This window comes from Martelella sp. FLE1502 (assembly GCF_053484255.1).
Map to the genome: position 1 here is coordinate 24,528 of NZ_JBAKFQ010000013.1, position 20,981 is coordinate 45,508.

General features: G+C 62.4%; 20 protein-coding genes and 1 tRNA gene. 12 read left to right on the top strand and 9 right to left on the bottom strand.

Translation table 11 applies throughout. The annotated features are described in order from the left end of the window. Nucleotides 1–9 precede the first annotated feature (9 nt). The 3 genes from V6767_RS12560 to V6767_RS12570 all read left to right on the top strand — a co-directional run bounded on the left by V6767_RS12560 (nucleotide 10) and on the right by V6767_RS12570 (nucleotide 2,783). Nucleotides 10–384, top strand: a complete 375-nt coding sequence (locus tag V6767_RS12560; protein WP_448473911.1) for a proton-translocating transhydrogenase family protein — start codon at nucleotides 10–12, stop codon at nucleotides 382–384. Nucleotides 385–395: 11 nt separating this feature from the next. Then, nucleotides 396–1,793: an NAD(P)(+) transhydrogenase (Re/Si-specific) subunit beta gene (locus V6767_RS12565; RefSeq protein ID WP_448473807.1), complete on the top strand. Its 1,398-nt coding sequence runs from the start codon at nucleotides 396–398 to the stop codon at nucleotides 1,791–1,793. 129 nt (nucleotides 1,794–1,922) lie between these two features. Then, complete coding sequence (locus V6767_RS12570; RefSeq protein WP_448473808.1) at nucleotides 1,923–2,783, top strand: extensin-like domain-containing protein; 861 nt, start codon at nucleotides 1,923–1,925, stop codon at nucleotides 2,781–2,783. Between the two features lie 9 nt (nucleotides 2,784–2,792). On the opposite strand, the gene V6767_RS12575 is transcribed toward V6767_RS12570, so the two are convergent. Beyond that, nucleotides 2,793–3,155: an STAS/SEC14 domain-containing protein gene (locus tag V6767_RS12575; RefSeq protein ID WP_448473809.1), complete on the bottom strand. Its 363-nt coding sequence runs from the start codon at nucleotides 3,153–3,155 to the stop codon at nucleotides 2,793–2,795. Nucleotides 3,156–3,360: 205 nt separating this feature from the next. Here V6767_RS12575 and V6767_RS12580 point away from each other — a divergent pair, with 205 nt between their 5' ends. Continuing rightward, nucleotides 3,361–3,756, top strand: a complete 396-nt coding sequence (locus tag V6767_RS12580) for a DUF2325 domain-containing protein (RefSeq protein ID WP_448473810.1) — start codon at nucleotides 3,361–3,363, stop codon at nucleotides 3,754–3,756. Here the strand turns inward: V6767_RS12580 and V6767_RS12585 are convergent. Further along, nucleotides 3,729–3,971, bottom strand: coding sequence for a hypothetical protein (locus V6767_RS12585; RefSeq protein ID WP_448473811.1), 243 nt, complete (start codon nucleotides 3,969–3,971; stop codon nucleotides 3,729–3,731). The two genes, V6767_RS12580 and V6767_RS12585, sit on opposite strands and share 28 nt — an antisense overlap. Here V6767_RS12585 and V6767_RS12590 point away from each other — a divergent pair. Both V6767_RS12590 and V6767_RS12595 read left to right on the top strand, forming a co-directional pair. Beyond that, nucleotides 3,971–4,285: an antibiotic biosynthesis monooxygenase family protein gene (locus V6767_RS12590; RefSeq protein ID WP_448473812.1), complete on the top strand. Its 315-nt coding sequence runs from the start codon at nucleotides 3,971–3,973 to the stop codon at nucleotides 4,283–4,285. The genes V6767_RS12585 and V6767_RS12590 overlap by 1 nt on opposite strands. Beyond that, nucleotides 4,285–4,656 carry a bleomycin resistance protein gene (locus V6767_RS12595; RefSeq protein ID WP_448473813.1) on the top strand — a complete coding sequence of 124 codons (372 nt, stop codon included), beginning with the start codon at nucleotides 4,285–4,287 and terminating at the stop codon, nucleotides 4,654–4,656. Before V6767_RS12590 ends, V6767_RS12595 begins: the two co-directional genes overlap by 1 nt. Here V6767_RS12595 and V6767_RS12600 read toward each other — a convergent pair whose 3' ends face one another. The 3 genes from V6767_RS12600 to V6767_RS12610 are packed head-to-tail and all read right to left on the bottom strand — an operon-like array spanning nucleotide 4,657 to nucleotide 6,233. Continuing rightward, on the bottom strand, nucleotides 4,657–5,025 hold the full coding sequence (locus V6767_RS12600; protein WP_448473814.1) for a DUF423 domain-containing protein: 369 nt from the start codon (nucleotides 5,023–5,025) through the stop codon (nucleotides 4,657–4,659). It abuts the gene before it with no gap. Between the two features lie 2 nt (nucleotides 5,026–5,027). After that, nucleotides 5,028–5,420 carry a group II truncated hemoglobin gene (locus V6767_RS12605; protein ID WP_448473815.1) on the bottom strand — a complete coding sequence of 131 codons (393 nt, stop codon included), beginning with the start codon at nucleotides 5,418–5,420 and terminating at the stop codon, nucleotides 5,028–5,030. A gap of 48 nt (nucleotides 5,421–5,468) precedes the next feature. Next, the gene (locus V6767_RS12610; protein ID WP_448427179.1) at nucleotides 5,469–6,233 is read right to left on the bottom strand and encodes a DeoR/GlpR family DNA-binding transcription regulator; all 765 of its coding nucleotides are present in this window, start codon (nucleotides 6,231–6,233) and stop codon (nucleotides 5,469–5,471) included. A gap of 230 nt (nucleotides 6,234–6,463) precedes the next feature. On the opposite strand from V6767_RS12610, the gene fba reads away from it, so the two are divergent. After that, nucleotides 6,464–7,528 (top strand): class II fructose-bisphosphate aldolase, encoded by a 1,065-nt coding sequence (fba, locus tag V6767_RS12615; RefSeq protein ID WP_448427180.1) that lies wholly within the window; start codon nucleotides 6,464–6,466, stop codon nucleotides 7,526–7,528. Nucleotides 7,529–7,540: 12 nt separating this feature from the next. Here fba and V6767_RS12620 read toward each other — a convergent pair whose 3' ends face one another. Together V6767_RS12620 and V6767_RS12625 are read right to left on the bottom strand one after the other, a co-directional pair. Next, nucleotides 7,541–9,205: an ABC transporter permease gene (locus tag V6767_RS12620; RefSeq protein ID WP_448473816.1), complete on the bottom strand. Its 1,665-nt coding sequence runs from the start codon at nucleotides 9,203–9,205 to the stop codon at nucleotides 7,541–7,543. Nucleotides 9,206–9,284: 79 nt separating this feature from the next. Then, complete coding sequence (locus V6767_RS12625) at nucleotides 9,285–12,173, bottom strand: PAS domain S-box protein (RefSeq protein ID WP_448473817.1); 2,889 nt, start codon at nucleotides 12,171–12,173, stop codon at nucleotides 9,285–9,287. Between the two features lie 248 nt (nucleotides 12,174–12,421). Here V6767_RS12625 and V6767_RS12630 point away from each other — a divergent pair. From V6767_RS12630 to V6767_RS12640, 3 genes are all read left to right on the top strand, one after another. Next, nucleotides 12,422–12,498: transfer RNA gene (locus tag V6767_RS12630), tRNA-His, on the top strand. A gap of 257 nt (nucleotides 12,499–12,755) precedes the next feature. Beyond that, a complete protein-coding gene (locus V6767_RS12635) occupies nucleotides 12,756–14,396 on the top strand; it encodes a hypothetical protein (RefSeq protein WP_448473818.1) in 1,641 nt (546 codons plus the stop codon). A 253-nt stretch (nucleotides 14,397–14,649) separates the two neighbouring features. Beyond that, nucleotides 14,650–15,921: a polysaccharide biosynthesis/export family protein gene (locus tag V6767_RS12640; protein WP_448473819.1), complete on the top strand. Its 1,272-nt coding sequence runs from the start codon at nucleotides 14,650–14,652 to the stop codon at nucleotides 15,919–15,921. Between the two features lie 106 nt (nucleotides 15,922–16,027). On the opposite strand, the gene V6767_RS12645 is transcribed toward V6767_RS12640, so the two are convergent. Then, nucleotides 16,028–17,062: a Fe(3+) ABC transporter substrate-binding protein gene (locus tag V6767_RS12645; protein ID WP_448473820.1), complete on the bottom strand. Its 1,035-nt coding sequence runs from the start codon at nucleotides 17,060–17,062 to the stop codon at nucleotides 16,028–16,030. 162 nt (nucleotides 17,063–17,224) lie between these two features. Between V6767_RS12645 and rirA the strand changes: the two genes are divergently transcribed. Then, nucleotides 17,225–17,692 carry an iron-responsive transcriptional regulator RirA gene (rirA, locus tag V6767_RS12650; protein ID WP_448427186.1) on the top strand — a complete coding sequence of 156 codons (468 nt, stop codon included), beginning with the start codon at nucleotides 17,225–17,227 and terminating at the stop codon, nucleotides 17,690–17,692. A gap of 7 nt (nucleotides 17,693–17,699) precedes the next feature. Here rirA and V6767_RS12655 read toward each other — a convergent pair whose 3' ends face one another. After that, nucleotides 17,700–19,130: an aminotransferase gene (locus tag V6767_RS12655; protein ID WP_448473821.1), complete on the bottom strand. Its 1,431-nt coding sequence runs from the start codon at nucleotides 19,128–19,130 to the stop codon at nucleotides 17,700–17,702. 119 nt (nucleotides 19,131–19,249) lie between these two features. Between V6767_RS12655 and V6767_RS12660 the strand changes: the two genes are divergently transcribed. After that, nucleotides 19,250–20,917, top strand: coding sequence for a glycoside hydrolase family 43 protein (locus V6767_RS12660; protein WP_448473822.1), 1,668 nt, complete (start codon nucleotides 19,250–19,252; stop codon nucleotides 20,915–20,917). The last annotated feature ends 64 nt before the right edge of the window (nucleotides 20,918–20,981 follow it).

A 20,981-nucleotide genomic window follows, 5' to 3' on the forward strand; every position in this document is an offset into this window, starting at 1 on the left:
GATCAGGCGATGATGTCGCTGGAGCACGCCAAGAGCGCGCTCGGCAATCTCGAGGACGGCTCGCTTGCCGCCCTTGCCCATGGCGCGACCGGCGGGGTCATCGATCCCTTCGTATTCCAGCTTGCGATCTTCGTGCTCGCAATTTTCGTCGGTTATTACGTGGTGTGGTCGGTAACCCCGGCGCTGCATACCCCGCTGATGGCGGTTACCAATGCGATCTCCTCGGTGATCGTGGTTGGCGCGCTTCTCTCGGTTGCCCTTTCGGCAAGCGGTATCGCCACCGGCATGGGCTTCATCGCCCTGATCCTGGTCGCAATCAACATTTTCGGCGGCTTCCTCGTCACCCAGCGCATGCTGGCGATGTACAAGAAAAAAGAGAAGTGAGGCCATAGACGATGTCTGTCAATCTTGCAGCCTTGCTGTTTCTCGTCTCCGCCGTGCTGTTCATTCTGGCGCTGCGCGGCCTGTCGCACCCCTCCACCAGCCGCAAGGGCAACCTTTACGGCATGGTCGGTATGGGGATCGCGATCGTCACCACGCTGTTGCTCGCCAAGCCGGATTTCCCGGCGCTGATCCTGATCGTGCTGGCGCTTGCGATCGGCGGCGGTATTGGAGCCTATATCGCCCGCACGATCCCGATGACCGCGATGCCGCAGCTTGTGGCCGGCTTCCACTCGCTGGTCGGCCTTGCCGCCGTGCTGGTGGCGGGCGCCGCGCTCTATTCGCCGGAAAGCTTCGGCATAGGCACGCCGGATGATATTCATCTGCGCGCCCTGATCGAGCTTTCGATTGGCGCCGCGATCGGCGCGATCACCTTCACCGGCTCGATCATCGCCTTCCTGAAGCTTGATGGCCGCATGTCCGGCAAGCCGATCCTGCTGCCGGCGCGCCATCTCATCAATATCGCGCTTCTGGCCGGTCTTGTACTGTTCATCGTGTCGCTGTCGGCAACGGCCAATCCGGTCCACTTCTGGCTTATCGTCATTCTGGCGCTGGTGCTCGGCGTGCTGCTGATCGTGCCGATCGGCGGGGCCGACATGCCGGTCGTGGTCTCGATGCTGAACTCGTATTCGGGTTGGGCGGCCGCCGGCATCGGCTTCACGCTCGGCAATATGGCGCTGATCGTCACCGGCGCGCTGGTCGGCTCGTCGGGCGCGATCCTGTCCTACATCATGTGCAAGGGCATGAACCGCTCGTTCATCTCGGTCATTCTCGGCGGCTTCGGCGGCGAGAGCGGCGCTGCCGGCGGCGTTTCGGATATCGACCGCACGGTCAAGACCGGTTCGGCCGACGATGCGGCCTTCCTGATGGAAAACGCCTCCCGGGTCATCATCGTGCCGGGTTACGGCATGGCGGTTGCCCAGGCGCAGCACGCGCTGCGCGAGCTTGCCGACAAGCTGAAGGAAAAGGGCGTCGAGGTGAAATACGCCATTCACCCGGTCGCGGGCCGCATGCCGGGGCACATGAACGTGCTCTTGGCCGAGGCCAACGTGCCCTATGACGAGGTGTTCGAACTGGAGGATATCAACTCCGAATTCGCGCAGGCCGACGTCGCCTATGTCATCGGCGCCAACGACGTCACCAACCCGGCAGCGCGCGACGACAAGGCTTCGCCGATCTACGGCATGCCGATCCTCGATGTCGACAAGGCCAAGACCTGCCTGTTCGTCAAGCGCTCGCTCGGCTCCGGTTATGCCGGCATCGACAACGAGCTGTTCTACAAGGACGGCACGATGATGCTGCTGGGCGATGCCAAGAAGATGACCGAGGACATCGTCAAGGCGATCGAATAGCTAAAGCCTTGAAGTAACTGGAAACCCGGCGGCTCGTCCCGCCGGGTTTTCGTTTGTGGCGGACGCTTGAGCGGAACCGTCCATCACCACTGCACGTTGTCCCATGGCAACATCAACCGAGGACAGCCCGTGGCCATTTCCAGGAAACCCCTGACCGTCGCTCTCATTCCGGCGATGGCATTATGCCTGATGGCGCTCGACGTTCCCGAAAATCCGCCGGTGCCGGAACAGCGTCCGGATAGCGATGCCGCCGTTGAGGCGGAGGCTTCGCCAACGCCGGCGACGGAAGAAACGACGGTGACGGCGCAGCCCGCTCCCGCGGAAGGCGAGGCCGTCGAGGACGTTGAGGAGGATCTCCCGGACGATCCGCCTGTGCCCGAGGAGCGCGCGGATAACCCGCCGCCGCCCGATCCGAAACCGCCGGAGGAAGACGATGGCGAATTCCTGCGCTGCACGGCGGCGCTGACCGCGCTCGGGGCGGTCTATGAAGTGCTGGAGCCGATCGACGAGGAAGGGGCCTGCGGCATGGCGCGGCCGCTGAAGGTCACTGCGGTGATGGAGGGTGTCGCGCTTTCCCCCGAGGGCACGATGCGCTGCAAGACCGCGCTCGCGCTTGCCAGCTGGGCGAAGTCCTATGTCGAGCCGACGGCGAAGATCGCGCTGTCCCCGGATGCGCGGCTGACCGAGGTGGAACAGGCGTCAACCTATGTCTGCCGCAGCCGCAACAATGTGGACGGCGCCAAGATTTCCGAACATGCCAAGGGCAATGCCGTCGATATCCGTTCTCTGACGTTTTCGAGCGGCGAGACGGTGGAAATGCTGCCGCGCATGAAGGACGGCAGCGCCATGGGCGCCTTTCAGCGCACCGTCAGCGCGGCGGCCTGCCTCTATTTCACGACGGTGCTGTCACCCGGCAGCGACGCGACCCATCAGGATCACATGCATCTCGATGTGATCGAGCGTAAGAGCGGCTATCGCTACTGCCGGTAGGGACGGGGACTATTTCTCAAGCCATGAAATGGCTTCGCCCTGACTGTCGGGACCGAAGACCTTCACGTCGGCGTGGAACAGCAGGCCGAACATCTGTACCGCCTGGGTGAAGCCCTTGTTGGCGCTGACGATGGCGATGCTCTTGAACTCCAGCGGTTCGGAGCGGCGGAAGGGCTGACCGCCCATGGCGGTGCCGACATCCGAGCCGGCGAAATCCGAGGCTGTCACCAGCAGCAGGCGCAGTCCGCCACCCTTCGCGCTCTGGGTTTCAAGCGCCGGCAGCAGGACGTTCTGGTAATCATTCGCGCTCAGCGCCTTGTGGATCGTGAAGCCGATCAGATTGTCCGGCAGGCTTTCGATTTTCTCGAGCATGGAAGTCCCTCCGATTTCGCCATGTGTTGTAGCGCGCCCGCCGCGACATTGAAAGCGCCGCCGGAGAGGATTGCCGATTTGTAATGCCCGACGGCGACCAACACAAAAACATGACTATAATTATCATATTTAAACTTTATCTTTTTAATCAGGTTTTATAAGCTCGCCGCGACAAAGTGGAATCGCCCTTGATGAGGAGGCTGTCATGGCGAAGAAAAACCGGCGAAAAGCGGCCAGAGTCGAACAGAAATCCGGTGAGGTGACGCGGGTCGCGGAGGCGCCGGATGGACTTGCCGGCCGGAGTTTTCTCTATGTCGGTGGACGCGACTGTCAGGTCGCCCATTTGCGCGCGGTGGCGGACGGCTTCGGCGCCGAACTGATCCATCACGATGGCGGCCTGCGCGAGGCGGTGTCGCGGATCGACCGGGTGCTGCCCTCCGTCGACTGCGTGTTCTGCCCGATCGACTGCATCAGCCATGATGCCTGTGTGCGGGTCAAATCCGGCTGCAAGAAATTCAACAAGGCGTTCATCCCGCTGCGCAACGGCTCGAAATCCTCGCTGGAACGCGCGCTTCACAGCATGAATGAGCGCGGAAACTGATGATCTGTGATATCGATGGCATTCGCCTGATCGGCCTGCACCGGGTCGATGCGGCCGGCATGCCGGTCAGATGCTTCGCGGCAATGCGCGCCGGCGCTGCCGTCATCCCTTTCCCGGCGGCTCGGCGTGGGGCTGGCATGATGCGCGGGTCCGCCGAGGTGGTTCACCTCGCCGATATCCGCCGCCAGGGCAACAAAATGATAGAGGTAAGACAATGTATATCGCAATGAATCGCTTCAAGGTCGCCTCCGGCTCGGAGGAAGCTTTCGAGGCCATCTGGAAGGGGCGCGATTCGCGCCTTGCCGAACTCGCCGGCTTCATCTCCTTCCATCTGCTGAAGGGCAAGCATTTCGCCGACGAGGGCTACACGCTCTATGCCTCGCACACGATGTGGGAGAGCGAGGAGGCCTTCACCGCCTGGACCAGATCCGAGCAGTTTCGCGATGCCCATAAGAATGCCGGCGAGCGCAAGGCTGAATATCTCGGCCCGCCGGTCTTCGAAGGCTTCAACACGATCAAGGGCGCGTGATGAGCGACCCGGCGGAAATCGAAGTCCTGCCCGTTCTGCCCTCGGTCAATCTTGCCGAGACCAAGGCCTTCTACACCGAAAAGCTCGGGCTCTCGGAAGTGGTGCATGAGGACGATAGCTATCTCATCCTCCGCCGTCCCGGTCTTGAGCTGCACTTCTGGCTGACCGACGACAAGACGCTTTGCGAACGGACCTCGGTCTACATCCGCGGCGGCGGCATCGACGCGCTTTATGCCGAATACGAGATGCGCGACATCCTTCACCCGATGGGCTTTACCAAGCGCGAATGGGGCATGAAGGAGTTCTATGTCTCAGATCCGCACGGCAATCTGCTGCGCTTCGGCCGGATACCCGACGGCGAGGCGGAGTAGTCAGTCGCGGCTTGCCGGCAGCAGCGCGGCGAGCGCCGCCAGCAGCCAGCCGGCGATGATCGCGGTGCCGCCCACCGGGGCCGCCATGCGGAACAGCCCGGACCCCATATAGGAAAGCGCCGCGATATCGCCCGCAAACAGCAGCGTGCCAAGCGCGATCGCGATCCCCGCCGCCGTGGCCACCGCCGTGCGCATCGCGAGCAGCGCCAGCGCCAGCAGCGCCGGGCCATTGGCAAGGCAGACCAGCGCCGCCGATTGCAGCACCGCGCTGTCGCCGTGATAGGCGGCGGCGGCGAGCATGACGCCGGCGGCACCCGTAAGGCCGCCGCAGAACAGCAAGATGCGTGATGAAAGCGTAAGGCCTGCCATGCTCAGTTCCTGTTTTGCATATGATAAGCGAGTTTTTCGATCGGCGGCATGATCACGCCGCGCAGCCGGACATCGGGCACTGTCTCCTCCAGCGCGCGCCGGAAGCACAGCAGCCATTCGTCGCGCTCCTGCGGCCCGATCGGCGCCGGCATATGACGCATCCGAAGGCGCGGGTGACCGTGTTTTTCGACATAGATTGGCGGGCCGCCGAGATAGCCGGTCAGATAGTCGCGAAATTTCGCTTCCGAGCCGGAAAGATCGGCGGGATGGACCGCGCGACACCGCACCGCCTCCGGAAGCGTGTCCATCAGCTCATAGAACCGGCGCGTCAGCCTTTCCACGGCATCGGCTCCGCCTATTGCTTCGTAGAGCGTAATCGTTTCGCGCGTATCCATCGGCATTTCACAACTGAAGTTCTTGGCGTGATCTGATGAATACCGGATTCAGGCGTCAACGCAATGCAGCGCGACGCCTTTTTCCTGCAAGACGGTGCGCTGCTCCGGCGCTAGTTCGGAGCCGGTGAACACGGCGGTGAAGGTTTCGAGCCCGGTCAGGAAATGCAGGCCCGGGCGGCCGAATTTGGTGTGGTCGGCGAGCAGCACGCGGCGTTCGGCGCCCTTCACGATCAGCCGCTTGGTCTGCACCACTTCCGGATCCTGGTGGAAGGCCGCGCCCTCATAGATCGCCGAGGCGGAGATAAAGCCGATATCGGCGCGCAGCCCCCTCAGCGCGTCTTCCGTCAGCAGGCCGAAAAAGCCGTTGAACTTTCGGCTGTACTGGCCGCCAAGCGCCATCAGTTCGATCCCGGCAATGCCCGCCAGTTGCGATATAACACTCAGATTGTTGGAAATCACAGTCAGCGGCAGGCGGTGGGTGAGGTGCTCGGTCAGGTTCGCCGCGGTCGACGAATCATCGATCATCAGCGTCATGCCGGGCTCCACCAGCGCCGCGGCGCTGGCGGCGATCCGCGCCTTTTCATTGGCCGCCATTTTCTGGCGATAGCGGAAATCGGCCTGAAACATCGCAGACGACTGAACGGACGCCCCGCCGCGCACCTTGCGCAACTGTCCGGACGCTTCAAGTTCGTCGAGATCGCGATGCACCGTCATCTTCGAAACATGGAATCTAAGACTCAGTTCATCGACGCTCGCCGTGCCCTTTTCCATCAGCAGCGCCATCATCGCCGCCCGTCTTTCATCGGCTTTCACCGGCCTCTCCATGTCCAATGTTGTGGCGTCTTTGATTTAACACCGCTGTTTATGATACATATCACATTTTATAACGATTAAAATAACAATTAAAGTGTTGTTTGTAAAATGGTATTGTTATTTTCGGCGCAACTCCTATCATCAAAATACAAAGCTGCCATACTCGGGCGGCTGAGGAACATTTGATGAGCCGCCGGCCAAGGCGGCGCGCAATCACAGGAGACTTGGCGATGCCCATGATTACCTTGCGGCAGTTGCTCGACCACGCGGCCGAATACGGCTACGGCGTGCCGGCCTTCAACATCAACAATATGGAACAGGGTCTCGCGATCATGGCCGCGGCGAAGAAGACGTCGTCGCCGCTGATCATCCAGGCGAGCCGCGGCGCGCGCTCCTACGCCAACGACCTGGTGCTTGCCAAGCTGATCGAGGGGCTGTCGGAGCTCTACCCCGACATTCCGCTGGTGATGCATCAGGACCACGGCAACAACGAAGCCACCTGCATGACGGCGATCAAATACGGTTTCACCTCGGTGATGATGGACGGCTCGCTGAAGGCCGACGGTTCGACCCCGGCGGATTACGAATATAATGCCGGCATCACCCGGCGCGTGTCGGATTTCGCCCACTGGGCCGGCGCATCGGTGGAAGGCGAGATCGGGATTCTGGGCTCGCTGGAAACCGGCGAGGGCGAGAAGGAGGATGGTCACGGTTTCGAGGGCAAGCTTGAGCACGACCAGTTGCTGACCGATCCGGATCAGGCCGTGCAGTTCGTCAAGGAAACCCAGGTGGATGCGCTGGCGGTTGCCATGGGCACCAGCCACGGCGCCTACAAGTTCACCCGCAAGCCGGATGGTGACGTGCTGGCGATGAATGTGATCGAGGAAATCCATCGCCGCCTGCCGGATACCCATCTGGTCATGCACGGCTCATCTTCGGTGCCGGAAGAGCTGCAGGAGATCATCAACAAATATGGCGGCGAGATGAAGCCGACCTGGGGCGTGCCGGTGGAAGAGATCCAGCGCGGCATCAAGCACGGCGTGCGCAAGGTCAATATCGACACCGACAACCGCATGGCCATGACCGGCGCGATCCGCAAGGTATTTGCCGAAAACCCGTCGGAGTTCGACCCCCGCAAATATCTCAAGCCCGCCATGGAGGCGATGACCAAGCTCTGCATCGAACGCTTCGAGGCCTTTGGCACGGCCGGCCACGCCGACAAGATCAAGGCGATCCCGATGGCGGATATGGCCAAGCGCTACGCCGATGGCTCGCTGGCGCCGAAGATCGGGTAACGGGCGGCGGGGTCAGCCCCGCCGGTCCATCGACCGCGACACCAGCAGCACCGGGATCAAGCCCGCCAGAATGATGATGATGGCGGGCACCGAGGCGCTTTCGACCTCGGCGCGCGATGCGTCCTCATAGACGAGGGTTGCCAGCGTATTGAAATTGAAGGGGCGCAGCAGGATCGTGGCCGAAAGCTCCTTCAGCGTTTCGATGAACACCAGCAGTGCCGCGGTCCACAGCGCCGGGCGCATGTTGGGCAGCAGCACGGCAAACAGCGCCTTCAGCGGCGTTCGGCCGAGCGTGCGGGCCGCCATGTCGAGATTGGGCGAGAGCTTCTGGAAGCCGGAATCGACGCTGCCCTCGGCCATCGCCAGAAACCGCGCGGTGCATGCATAGACGATCGCAAAGCCGCTTCCTGAAAGCACCAGTCCTGTGGAAATGCCGAAGGCGGAGCGCATCAGCCCGTCGGTCCAGTTGTCGAGGCCGGCAAGCGGTATCAGCACGCCGATCGCCAGCACCGTGCCGGGAATGGCGTAGCCGAGCGAGGCGAGGCGCGCGAGGCTGCGGGTCCTCGGCGAAGCATGGCTCCTGACGGCGTAGGCGAGGGTGAGGCCGAAGATGACGGCGGCGATCGCGGCAAGCCCGGACACGGTGATGCTGGTCACCAGCGCCTCCAGCAGGCGGGCGGATGCAAAATCGTCCAGCCGTTTCAGTGCGAAATCGAGCAGCACCAGCGCCGGCACCAGAAAGCCGATGACGACCGGAATGGCGCAGGAAAGGGTCGCAAGCGCCGCCTTGCCGCCGGTGAGGCGCTGCCGGGCGGCCTCGCCGCTTGCGCGGGAGGCTGCGTAGCGTTGGTTGCGCCGCGCCAGCCGCTCGAGCAGGATCAGTCCCAGCACGAAGATCAGCATGATCGCCGAAAGCTGCGCCGCGCCGCCGAGGTCGCCCCGGTTCAGCCAGGTCTCGTAGATCGAGAAGGTCAGCGTGTTGACGCCGAGATATTGCACCGCGCCGATATCGTTCAGGCTTTCCATCAACACCAGCGTCACGCCGACGATGATGGCCGGCCGCGCCATCGGAAACTGCACCCGCCGCAGCACCCGCCAGCGCCCCGCGCCGAGCGTGCGCGCCACCTCGGCCGCGTTGCGCCCCTGCATGGCGAAAACCGCCCGCGCGGTCAGATAGACATAAGGGTAGAGTACGGCCGACATCACCAGCACCGCGCCGCCCAGCGAGCGGATATCGGGGAAATAGTAATCGCGCGCGCTCTGGAAGCCGAAGATCGAGCGGTAAAGCGTCTGCACCGGCCCGGTGAAATCCAGGAATTCGCCGAAGGCATAGGCGGCGAGATAGATCGGCATGGCGAGCGGCAGCACAAGGAGAGACGAGAGCAGGCGGCGGAAGGGGAAGTCGAACGACACCACTAGCCATGCCGTCATCACTCCGACCGCGCCGGTGATCAGGCCGTTGAACAACAGCAGCCAGAAGGTTCGCCGTGCGGCACCCGGCAGCACCGTCGTCGCCAGGTGGGAAATCGCCGAAAAATCGGAGGTGAAGGCGAGCCAGACGATTGCGGCGAGCGGCAGCAGCATCAGCCCCGCAATCGCGCCCGCCGCGAGCGTGAGCGGCGCAGGCGCAACCCTTCGGAACAGGCGCGTGGTGTTGCTGATCTCTGATGCGGACATTGTGCGGCCTTCCGGAAAGCCGGTTGTGGATGCCCGTTCTTACGGTTTCAGACCGCGCCGGGCAATACGCGCCGCGCGCTCAATAATGCAGCGGCCTTGTCTGCCGCTCGGGCAGGAACACCTCGACCAGCATGCCTTCATTGGGAACCGCCTGCACCTCAAGGCGCGCGCCGAGACTTTCGGCAAGCCTGCGGGCCTTTTCCAGATGGGTGTTTTCCGCGCCGCCCTGTTCGGACCGCGCGCCGCCATTGCCGACGCGCCGGCGCGAGGGCGCAATGCCATTGTCGCGGAACCGCAGCACCGTGGCCCCGTCCGCCGTCAGCGCCGTCGACACCACGACCTGACCGCCCGCCGGGGTGAAATGGACCGCGCCCATCAGCAGTTCATGGGCGATCTGCCTCAGCGTTTCCTCCGAACCCGGCGCGCTGCCGACGCTCGGCGAGAGCGCCGCGCGGATGATGATCCGCCGTCCATTGGCGCGCGGCTGGACCATGCTGACGGCCTCGGCGATGGCATCGTTTATGCGAGCAGCGTCATCCTTCCGGGGCTTGGTTTCAGGTTCGGCGGGGGGCGGAGCGATCTCGGGTTCCGGCTCCGGCTCGCCCAGCAGCCTGCCGATCACGCCGCGCGCGTGACGCCCCTTGAGCGCGATTTCGCGGGCAATGCGGTGATAGCGCTGATCGCCCATCGCGCCAAACGGCTGATGGTCGAGCGTTTCGGAAAGCGAAACGATCGCGTCGATCGGCTGGCGCACTTCATAGCGCAGCGCCGAGATGAAGGCATCGCGGTCGTCCTCGGCCTGCCGCGCTTCGCGCCGGGCGGCGCGCAAATCGTCCTCGCGGCGCTTCAGCGCGGTGATGTCGCGCAGCGCCATGCAGATGCCGTCCGATTGCGGCAGCGGGCCGAGCGTCACATAGAGCGGGATCAGCCCGCCGCCGGATTCCCGGCCGATCACTTCCAGCCCCTCTGTGGCGATCTCACCGGCCGGCCGCTGGCCGAGGCGGTCGAGGTGTCTGCGGAGGTCGCCATGGCTTTCCTCGGCGAACAGGATATCGACGGGCTTGCCCGCGACCTCGCCTGTGTCGGTGGCAAACAGCGCGGCCGCGGAGGCGGAGAGCGAACGCAGTCGCCGCTCCCCGTCCAGAATCAATATGCCGTCGGTGGCGGTGTCGAGAATCGAGGAGAGTTCCGCAACCTCGGCGTCCTTGTCCGCGCTGGGGGCGGGCGCTTCCGCTGGCTTCGGCGCGGCGCCGACCAGAGGCGTTGCGAGCGCGTCGGAATCCTGTGCCGGTCGCAATGTCAGGGCCAGCGCACGGCCATCGTTCCAAGCGATCGCCTGCATGTGGAAGGATACCGGAAGCCTGTCGCCATTGGCGGTGCGCAGGAACAGCCGGTCGTCGCCGCCGCGTTCGACAAAGGCATCGGTGCCGCCGGCGGCGATCACCGCCTCGAGCGAGCCATAGCCGGAGACCGCCAGAAAGGCGGGATTGACATGAAGAATGCGCTCTCCCGCCTGGATCACGATCGGATTCTCACTGCGATCGAATTCGGAGGTGTCCGCTGTGGTTTCGGGTTTTTCGGCAGGCGCGGTGGTGCGACGGATCACCGGGCCGCGGGGCTGAGGTTCCGGCGTTTCCTGCTGCATGTCTTCGGCGGCGGCCTCACGGCGCAAGTCTTCGGCAGGGACCGCGGAGCGCAACTGGCTTGCGATCTCGTCCAGCGCATGGCGCTCGTCATCCGTCAGCGTCTTCGCGCTTTCGGTCTGCCTGGCCTCCGGAACGCGTATCGGGCGCGGCGCTTCCCGCTGCTCGCCGAGCCTGACGAGGCCGAAGCCGCGAAAACCGTCGAAACGACGCTCGCGGGTAAAGGTGGGCAGGGCCGCGAGATCGACTGGGACGAGCATATTGGTGTTGCCGAGCGGCCATTCGACGCTGCGGCCGGACCAGGTTTCCGTCGTTTGCAGCAGGTCGCCGATCGCGCCGGCGCCCTTGACGCCAAGCTGCGTTTCCACCTCGCCGAAGGTGAGGCCGGAAATCGCGCCGGTTTCCTCGCCGACGGCTTCCACCAGTTCGCTCGAGACCTCGGTGATCCGCCCATAAATATCCGTGCGCCAGACGAAGCGGCGCGGAAGCGGTCCTTCCGCGACTTCCTGTTCCGGGGGCCGTGTTTCCTCGACCGCTGCGATTTCGGGCTGTTTCCTGATCACCGGGGCGGCGGGTTCCTCAGCGCTTGCCTCCATCAGCGCGCCGAGACTTTCGTCAATGGCGGCGATGGCGTCGCGGGCGGATCTTTGCGGCGCGGCCGGTTCACTGCGTTCGGGACGCATATGCGGCTTGATCTCCGCCGAGAGGTCCGGCGAGACGGCGAGCAGGAAAAGGTCGGGCGTGCTGGAAAGCCGTCCCAGCGCCACCGGCCAGATCCCGGCTTCGTTGGTGACCAGCCGTTCGATATAGCTTTCGGCCCGGCGCGAAAGGCTGTCGACCATGTCGGCAATATCGGCCTCGCCAATGGCTGTGACCGCGAAATCGTCGGAACGGAGCGTGATCTGGCCGTCGCCATCCACGAGCGCCAGGTGTTGCGATCCGTGCACGAGGCTTGCGTCATCCCGCGCGTCGGATTCGCATTCCAGCAGAAAGTACCGATGGCCGGCAAGAACGAACAGGCTCGCCGTCGCCTTCCTCGTGACCCGCCGGAATCGCTGAGTCAGGTGTATCGTAAGGCTCTCGCTATCGCCCGGCTCGGAAAGCCTGCCGGCGACGGCGGCGAACTGACGGCGGAGAATCGGATCGCTCGGGCCCCTCCCGATCGCCGCATCGACCCCGGAATAGCCGAAAAGCCTGGCGCCGGCATCATTGGCCCAGACGATCGCGCCGTCGGGTGCGTCGAGCACCAGCATGGGCCGCGCCTCCAGGAATCGCTGGCGCAGGGCAGGGTGCGATGCAAAGGCGATGAAGGGCGGGTTGCTCATGAACGGCTGTCCGGTTCGCGTTGTCGGCCTGGCGCTTGGCCTTTTAATGCTTTTTTAATGATAAATGCCAATACGGTCCAGAATGCGGTCCGGTTTTTCGCGCTCCACGGTTAATGTGCGGAAGCTCGGCTTCTCAAATCTTCTCGGGAAGAGATGTTGGGGCTTGCAAATTCGGTTCAGGCATTTTAAACGGGCCGCGATGCATCACGCGTCGCTCATCAAGCGTCGCTCATCAAGCGTCACCTTGTGCGGTTGTAGCTCAGTTGGTTAGAGCGCAGGTTTGTGGCACCTGAGGTCGGTGGTTCAACTCCACCCAACCGTACCATTTCTCCATCTTGTCGTATTTTCTGCGTTACAGACCTTCGGTGGCTGGGCATATGGCCGCGCGTCAACCATAAGTTAAGGTTAACAGCCCATTGTGACCGTTATAAACAAGTCGTTCTGCCGTCGGTATTGCGGCGTTCAGATGTTCTTGGCAATGAAAGAAGACTTTTCGGGCGCTTGTGAACAGCATGGCGATGATCTATGGTTTCGGCGATTTCAGAGACATTTTCGGCCGGGACCTGGCGGTTGACAGATAGTATGACCAACCTGACCGCTTATATCACGGGACTTTGCCTCTCGGCCGCCGCAGGCCTGTGCGCCGGCGCTGGATCTGCGTCAGCGCAGCTGCTGGAAGGGCCGGGCGCCCTGTTCCTCGATCAGACCCCGATCGAGATGATGGCTTCCAACTATTCGAGCTTCGAGACCGGCTATCTTCTGCCGCGCGGCGCCGTGTATCTGCAGGTCGGCTTCGACCAGACGACCGAGGGCGCGGGGACGGGGACGGAGGTTTATACGCTGCGTGGCGACTGGGCCGTTGCCGACTGGCTTCAGCTGGGCGCCTTCGGTCAGGTGTTCGACGATCCGCCGCTCTGCGGAACGCCGGCATGTGCCGACAACCTGACCTTCCTTGCCGGCGGCGGCGGTTTGAAGCTGGGTCTGGTCGAAAGTTATGGTCTTTCGATCGCCGCTTCCGGGTCGCTTGAAGCGCTGTATCTGTCCGGCGATCTCTATGCCAATGAAGCTTCCGGCAATTGGGAGATGGCGGGCAGCCTGCAATTGCCGATGAGTGTGACGGTTACGGACAGTCTCAGGTTTCACCTGACCCCCGGCGTCTCGTTTCTGCCGGAGACCGTCAACGGCGTGCCCTATTACGGCACGATCCCGTATGTCGGCGCGGGGCTCACCTGGCAGCCGATCACCGGCCTTCAGTCCTATGCCACCGTCATGCTGCCCTACGGCACGGATGGCAATGCTCTTTCGAGTTCCGGCGGGTTCGAGGTGACGCCGGTGTGGTTGGCAGGCGTCAAGCTTGCGGTGACTCCCAAGGCGGCCGTCGATATCTTCGCGACCAATGGCTGGGGGCAGACGCCCGCGACCAGTGTTCTGGCATTTCCCGGCAATGACGAGATCGCCTACGGCATCCGGCTGAGCTACACGCCCTGGGTCGGGGTCGCGACGCGCGACGTCTATTTCGACAGCTATCGGGCGGACATGCTGAGCCCGGTCACGCCACTCGAACAGGCGCGCCAGTTCGACGGATTGACGCTGACCAGCGCCAATACGCTCACCCCGCATCGGATTCTGGCGGAGGCCGGGATCGGCAGCCGGGATTTCATGGATGTCCATCTCGGCTACAGTCCGGACCAGGATTTGCAGCTTGACGCGATCTTCTCGCAGTATCCGGGCGGCGGCATGGCTGGTGACGCGGTCAGCCCTTGGGGGGATGAATGGGCCTATATGGTCGGCGGCAAATTGCGGCTGATGGACCAGAACTACGGCGACCTGTTTTCGCTCGCGGGGCAGGTTCTTGCCGGGCGCGACTTCAACAAGCCGACGACCGGTATACTTTACGCCTCGCTGCCGGCGAGCCTTGACCTTTCGGATACCGTCTCCGTGGCTGTCGAGCCGAAATTCGCGGCCTATGGCAACGAACGCCTGAAGGCCATTGGCGGCGGCGTGACCGTGCGTCCGCTGCGTGATCTGGCGCTGATCGGTGAAGTTACGGCGGTTCTGGACGGTGGCGATCCGGTGTGGGCGGGCGGCGCGCGTTACGCCCTTCCAAACACACCCTTCAGCGCGGATGCCTATGTTACAAATGCAACAGGTCTGCACGGAGTCGGAACAATGCTCGCTCAGGATGAGGCCCGCTATGGACTCACTTTACGTTTTGCGTATTAAAGTCACCCCGACCGGCTTGATCGGAGTGTTTAGTCGGTGACTGTTGCAATTGGTTTTGGGGCGGTTTGGCTTTTAATTTTTTTACATGCTTCTTGAGGTAGAACTGCTTTTAATTCATTTTCAACTGTTCGCGCGTATCTGAAAGCGAGTAATGCGTTCCGGTGCATGTGTGCAGAAGGCTCGAATGCCAGGGCAAACAAAAGGCAATTCGGAGAATTTCTAAGTGCGTGCCGTAACAACAATTTGTCTGACAGTGCTGCTTTCCGGCTGCAGCGCCATCTACAACGTGTCGGAAGTGCGCCCGGTCGTGGGCCAGAGCTCGTCGGTGAAGGTGGTGCCGGTCACAAGCGAGAATGTGCTGCTTGCAAATTCTCTCACGCCTTACACACCCCGTTCCCTGCCTCCGGTATTTGATCAGACGGCGACGCTCCAGGGCTCGGCCGTGCCGCAGATTTCCGCTTACAAACCTCAAGTGAAACCCGGCCCCGTCGCCACCAGGCTGCCACCGCTGCAACAACCTAAGTCCTACCGTATCGGGGTCGGCGATGTCGTGCTTCTGGCGACGCCGGACGCTGACTCCGCATTGAACGAGATCAACGGCCTGCTCGCGGCCCAGAACGCAAGGCAGGGCTACACCGTTCAGGACGACGGCGCGATTGCAATTCCCACCGTCGGTCGCGTCAATATCGCGGGTATGACGCTCCAGGAGGCGCAGTCCGCCCTGTTCCAGAAGCTTGTCGCGAGCCAGATTGATCCGACCTTCAACCTCGAGATCACGGAATTCAACTCGCAGCGCGTCTCCGTGGGCGGCGCTGTCGGCAACCCTCAGCTTGAGCCGATCACGCTTACCCCGCTTTATCTCGACGAGGCGATCACGACCGCAGGGGGCATCCAGACGGCCGATCCGAGCTATGCCACGGTGCGGCTCTATCGCGATGGTGAGGTCTACCAGATCGCGGCCAACAAACTGTTCGCCAAGAACGACATCCCGAAAGTGCTGTTGCAGAATGGCGACCGCGTTTTCGTTGACAGCGAGTATTCCGTTGAGCTTGCCGAGGGCTATCTCCGGCAGGAACTCGAACTCGCGAAATTCCAGCGGGACGTGCTGGAAGAACAGCGCGACATCTTTGAGACGCGGGTAAGCATGGACGCGATTGATCGCGACTATGTCTATGTCTTTGGCGAAGTGAAGAATCAGGGCCGTTGGCCGCTGCCCTTCGATCGCTATGCGAGCCTGGCCGACGCCATGTTCGAACAGGGCGGCATTTCCCCTGTGACGGGCAATCCCCGCCGGATATACCTGCTGCGGAAAAACCGCCTGCAAAGTTCTGGTCCGCTGGAGATTACGGCCTGGTCGCTGGATGCGCAAAACACCGCCAACCTGCTACTGGCGACCGAATTGCAGTTGCGGCCGAACGATATCGTCTTCGTCGCCAGCCAGCCGATTACCAACTGGAACCGCGTGATTTCGCAGATCGTTCCGTCGATCTCGATTCTCGGGACTGCAAACGGCATCCTGGATTAAGATGCATAGCGGCCTGACCCTTCGTTTCCGCTGATCGCCATCATCATGACACAATAAAAACGGCGGCACGATGCCGCCGTCGTCATTCGTGAGGCGTTCCTGACAATCAGGGCCCGTCGTTGAACCTTACCTTGTCGACCAGTTCGGAAGCTTCCTTGCGGTGGGCGGCCACCTCGGAAAGCGGCAGCGTATCGGGATTGATCTCGCCGAAGGATTGCACGATCTCGGAGGCCTCGGCGCCGGGCAGGACAGGATATTCAAAGACCTGCTCGGCATAGATTTCCTGGGCCTCGGGCGAGGCGAGGAATTCCATCAGCTTCAGCGCGTTTTCCGGATGGGGCGCATTCTTGGCCATGGCCATGCCGGAAATGTTGACATGTGTGCCGCGGTCATCGGCATTGGGGAACAGAACGGTGATCGCCGCCGCCCAGTCCTTCTGCTCCGGCTCCTTGTCGTTGGTCATCATCAGGCCGACATAATAGGTATTGCCGAGCGCGATATCGCATTCTCCCGACATGATGGCCTTGGCCTGGCCGCGGTCATTGCCGTTCGGCTTGCGCGCCAGATTGGCCTTGAAGCCGCGCAGCCATTCCTCGGTATATTCGGCGCCGTGATGCGCGATCATTGAGGCGATCAGCGCGATATTGTAGGGGTGTTGGCCGTCGCGGATGCAGATCGCGCCCTTCCATTTCGGATCGGCCAGTTCCTCATAGGTGATCGGAATGTCGCCGACGCGATCCTTCGAGGCATAGACCACGCGCCCGCGCTTGGTCAGCGCGAACCACTCGCCGTCTTCGTCGCGGTATTGCGCGGGAATATCGGCATTGATCAGTTCGCTTTCGACCGGCTGGGTGACGCCGCCTTCCTTGGCTTCCGTCAGACGCCCGATATCGACCGTCAGAATGACGTCGACAGGGCTGTTGACCCCTTCGGCCTGGATGCGTTCGACAAGACCCTTGTCGAGGAAGAGGACGTTCGTCTGGATTCCGGTTTCCTCCTCGAACCGCTCCAGGAGCGGCGCGATCAGTTCCGGCTGGCGATAGGAATAGATGTTGACCTCCTCGGCGGAAAATGCCGGCGCGGCGAACGCCACAGCCCCTGCCGTCGCCAGAATGCGGGTGATCGCGGAAAGTCTTGTCATTGCCTTCTCCCTGTGATCTCTTATCTTGAGTATCGTAATCAGGTAATAGCGGGTCCCTGTCAACCATGCCCTGGAAGACTTGAGTGAAAATTTCTTCTTTTGGAATTGTTCAAAAGAGGCAAAGGCGCTATAACGTGGAAAGATTCTAAAGAGGAGCACGGCATGCGCCTGACAAAGCAGACAAATTACGCGGTTCGGATGCTGATGTATTGCGCCGCCAATGACGGCAAGCTGAGCCGCGTGCCGGAGATTGCCAAGGCCTACGGCGTTTCCGAGCTGTTCCTGTTCAAGATCATCCAGCCGCTGCACAAGGCCGGCATCATGGAAACCGTGCGCGGCCGCAATGGCGGCGTGCGTCTCGGCCGGCCTGCCGCCGATATCACGCTCTTCGACGTGGTGCGGGTGACGGAAGAAAATTTCGCGATGGCGGAATGTTTCGAAGTCGGCGCCGAGACGGATTGCCCGCTGGTCGATAGCTGCGGCTTCAATTCCGCGCTGCGCGAGGCGCTCAACGCCTTCTTCGCGGTTCTGGCGAAATACACGATCGCCGATCTCGTGCGCCGCCGCACCGATATCTTCAAGCTGCTCAACATCGAGGAAGACCGCAAGACCGAACAGTCCGCGGCCTGAGCGGCGCTTAGCTGATCTCTGCGAACACCTCTTCGATGGTCTTTTCCAGGGTGTCGAACATCGCATCCATCTCGGCCCGCGTGATGATGAAAGGTGGTGCGAGAACAACGGACGCACCAAGCGGACGGCAGATCAGCCCGTTTTGAAGCGCCTTGTTGGCGATCTTCTCGGAGATGCCGACCTTGCTGTCAAAAGCGGCTTTTGTGGCCTTGTCGGCGACAATCTCTATCGCGCCCATGAAGCCGACACTACGCACCTCGCCGGCATGTGGATGGTCCGCGAACCGGCCAAGCCGTTCCTGAAAATAGGGCGTCAGCGCGCGCACATTGTCGATCAGCCCCTCATTCTCGATCACATCCAGCGCCTTCAGGGCGACCGCGCTGCCGAGCGGGCTGCCGGCAGCGGTGAAGCCATGGGGGAACTCACCGAATCGGTCGGACGCTTCCATCAGCGCGGCTGACAGCGCTTCGCCGAGAATGACCGCGCCCATCGGATAATAACCGGCCGTCAGGCATTTCGAAGCGATGATCGCGTCCGGTTCGATACCGTAGTGATCGCTGCCCCACATTTCGCCAAGCCGGCCAAAGCCGCAGATCACCTCGTCGGCGATCAGCGGAATGCCGTATTTCCTCAGGATCGGGCGGATCGCCTGAAAATAGCCTTTCGAGGGCGGGATCACGCCGCCGGCGCCCTGCACCGGCTCGGCAAACATGCCGGCGATGGTTTCCGGCCCCTCGCGCTCGATCAGGTCTTCGAGGTTGCGCGCCATGCGCTGGGTGAAGGCCTCCTCGCTTTCATCCGGCAGGCCGTAGCGCCAGAAATGCGGGCAATCGGCATGGAGAAAGCCCGGCAGCGGCAGGCCGAATTCGGCATTATAGGGCTTGCCCGTCATCGAAGCGGTGGCGATGGTGACGCCGTGATAGGCGTTGTGGCGGGTGATGATCTTGCGCCGCTCCGGCTCGCCCCTGGCGCGATTGATCATCCACAGCATCTTGACCATGGTGTCGTTCGCCTCGGAGCCGGAATTGGTGTAGTAGACCTTGCCGTCATCGAACGGCGACAGGCCAATCAGTCGCTTCGACAGTTCCACCGTGACATCGGCGACGCGGCCGAAAAAGGAATGGTATCCGGGGAAGCGCTGCGCCTGCGCGCAAAGCGCGTCAATCAGGCCCTGATGGTTGAAGCCGGCGACATTGTTCCAGAGCCCGGAATTGGCATCGAGATAGCGTCTGCCATCGACATCGACCACGTAAATGCCGTCGCCGTGGGAGAGCACGATCGGGCCGATCTCATCCAGCGAGGCGAAATCGGAAAAGCCCGGAAAGACGTTCTCCATCCCTTGTTTTTCCCATGCGTGCATCGTCATCTCCGTCATTTCCCGTGGCAGCGAGGTTTGTCGCGAACGGTCGCCGCCGTCAACCCGTTGTTCGTGCGGCATAAGGGCGGATTTAGGCCACACGGCGATACCAATTCTCTGCGAAACGATTTAAGCAGGACGGGAGCGTTTTGGCTGGCCTCTTTGCGGTCAGCGGCTAAGGCAACTGTCGGGAGGACATCATGACGGATAACGGTATCAGAAACCCCATATTGCCGGGGTTCAATCCCGATCCTTCGATCTGCCGCGTCGGCGATGATTACTATATCGCGACCTCGACCTTCGAATGGTATCCCGGCGTGCAGATCCATCATTCCCGCGATCTTGCCAACTGGCGGCTGGCGGCGCGGCCGCTGAACCGCGCCGGCCTGCTGGACATGCGCGGCAATTGCGACAGCGGTGGCATCTGGGCCCCATGCCTGACGCATGCCGACGGGCTGTTCTGGCTGGTCTACACCGATGTGAAACGCATTTCCGGCAGCTTCAAGGATGCGCCGAATTACCTCGCCACCGCGCCCTCGGTGGAAGGGCCGTGGTCAGACCGGATCTATCTCAATGCCAGCGGTTTCGATGCCTCGCTGTTTCACGCGCCGGACGGGCGGAAATATCTGCTGAACATGCTCTGGGATCACCGCCAGAAAGGCCATGGCGACCAGTTCGCCGGGATCGTGCTGCAGGAATATGATGTCGAGGCGCAGAAACTCGTCGGCCCGATCCACAACATCTTCCGGGGTTCCGAACGCAAGCTGACCGAGGCCCCGCATCTCTACTACCGTAATGGCTGGTACTATCTGATGACGGCCGAGGGTGGCACCGGTTATGAGCATGCGGTGACGCTTGCCCGCTCGCGCGATCTTCTCGGCCCCTACGAGATGCATCCGGATACCCATGTGTTGACCACGTTCGATGCGCCGGACGTGCCGTTGCAGCGCTGTGGTCATGCCGATATCGTCGAGACGCAAGCGGGCGAGACCTATATGGTGCATCTCTGCTCGCGCCCGGTCGATGTGGCATGGGACGAGGGCAAGGCCGCTTTTCGCCGGGGCCTTCCGGGAGAGGAAAACGAGCGTCGCCGCTCGCAGATGGGCCGCGAGACCGGCATTCAGAAAATGGAATGGCGCGATGATGGCTGGCTCTACCTCGCCGAGGGCGGTCACGCGCCGACCAGCCTGATCACGCCCGCCCCGAAAGGGCTTGAGCCCGCACCGTTCGAGGCGCCGCCGGTGCGCACCCGGTTCGCGCCCGGTTCTTTGCCAATCGACTTCCAGTGGCTGCGCAGCCCGGAGCCGGAGCGGATGTTCTCGCTCGACGCCCGTCCGGGTCACCTGCGCATTTTCGGGCGGATGTCGCCGGGCAATGTGTTCGAAAATGCCATGCTCGCCCGCCGCCAGACGGAGCATCGCTTTACGGCGACCACCGCGATCGAGTTCGATCCGATCGATTTCCAGACCTTTGCCGGGCTGATGTGCTGGTACAACATGGCCCAGCACCATTTCCTTGCCCTCTGCCGTGAGGATGACGGCACCAGGGCCTTGCGGATCATGTCGGCGCTCGGCGATTTCCCGTTTGGTAAGACGGTCTTCGGCTGCGATCCCGAGCCGGTGCCGGATGGTCCGCTGGAACTCCGGGTCACGGTCGACAAGGCGGCGCTGCGGTTTTCCTGGCGCAGCGGCGAGGGCGCGTGGCGCGATATCGGGCCGGTGCTCGACGCCACGATCCTGTCCGATGAGGCGGGCGTGGGCGAGGGCAATAATTTCACCGGTGCCTTTGTCGGCATGGCGGCCTATGACACCGGCGGTCGCGGGCACCATGCCGATTTCGCCTGGTTCGATTACGAGCTTCGCGATTGAGGGTGGTCTCGCTCGATTGACAATGGTGACTATTTAACTCAAGTATTGCGCCTGTTCGCAACCA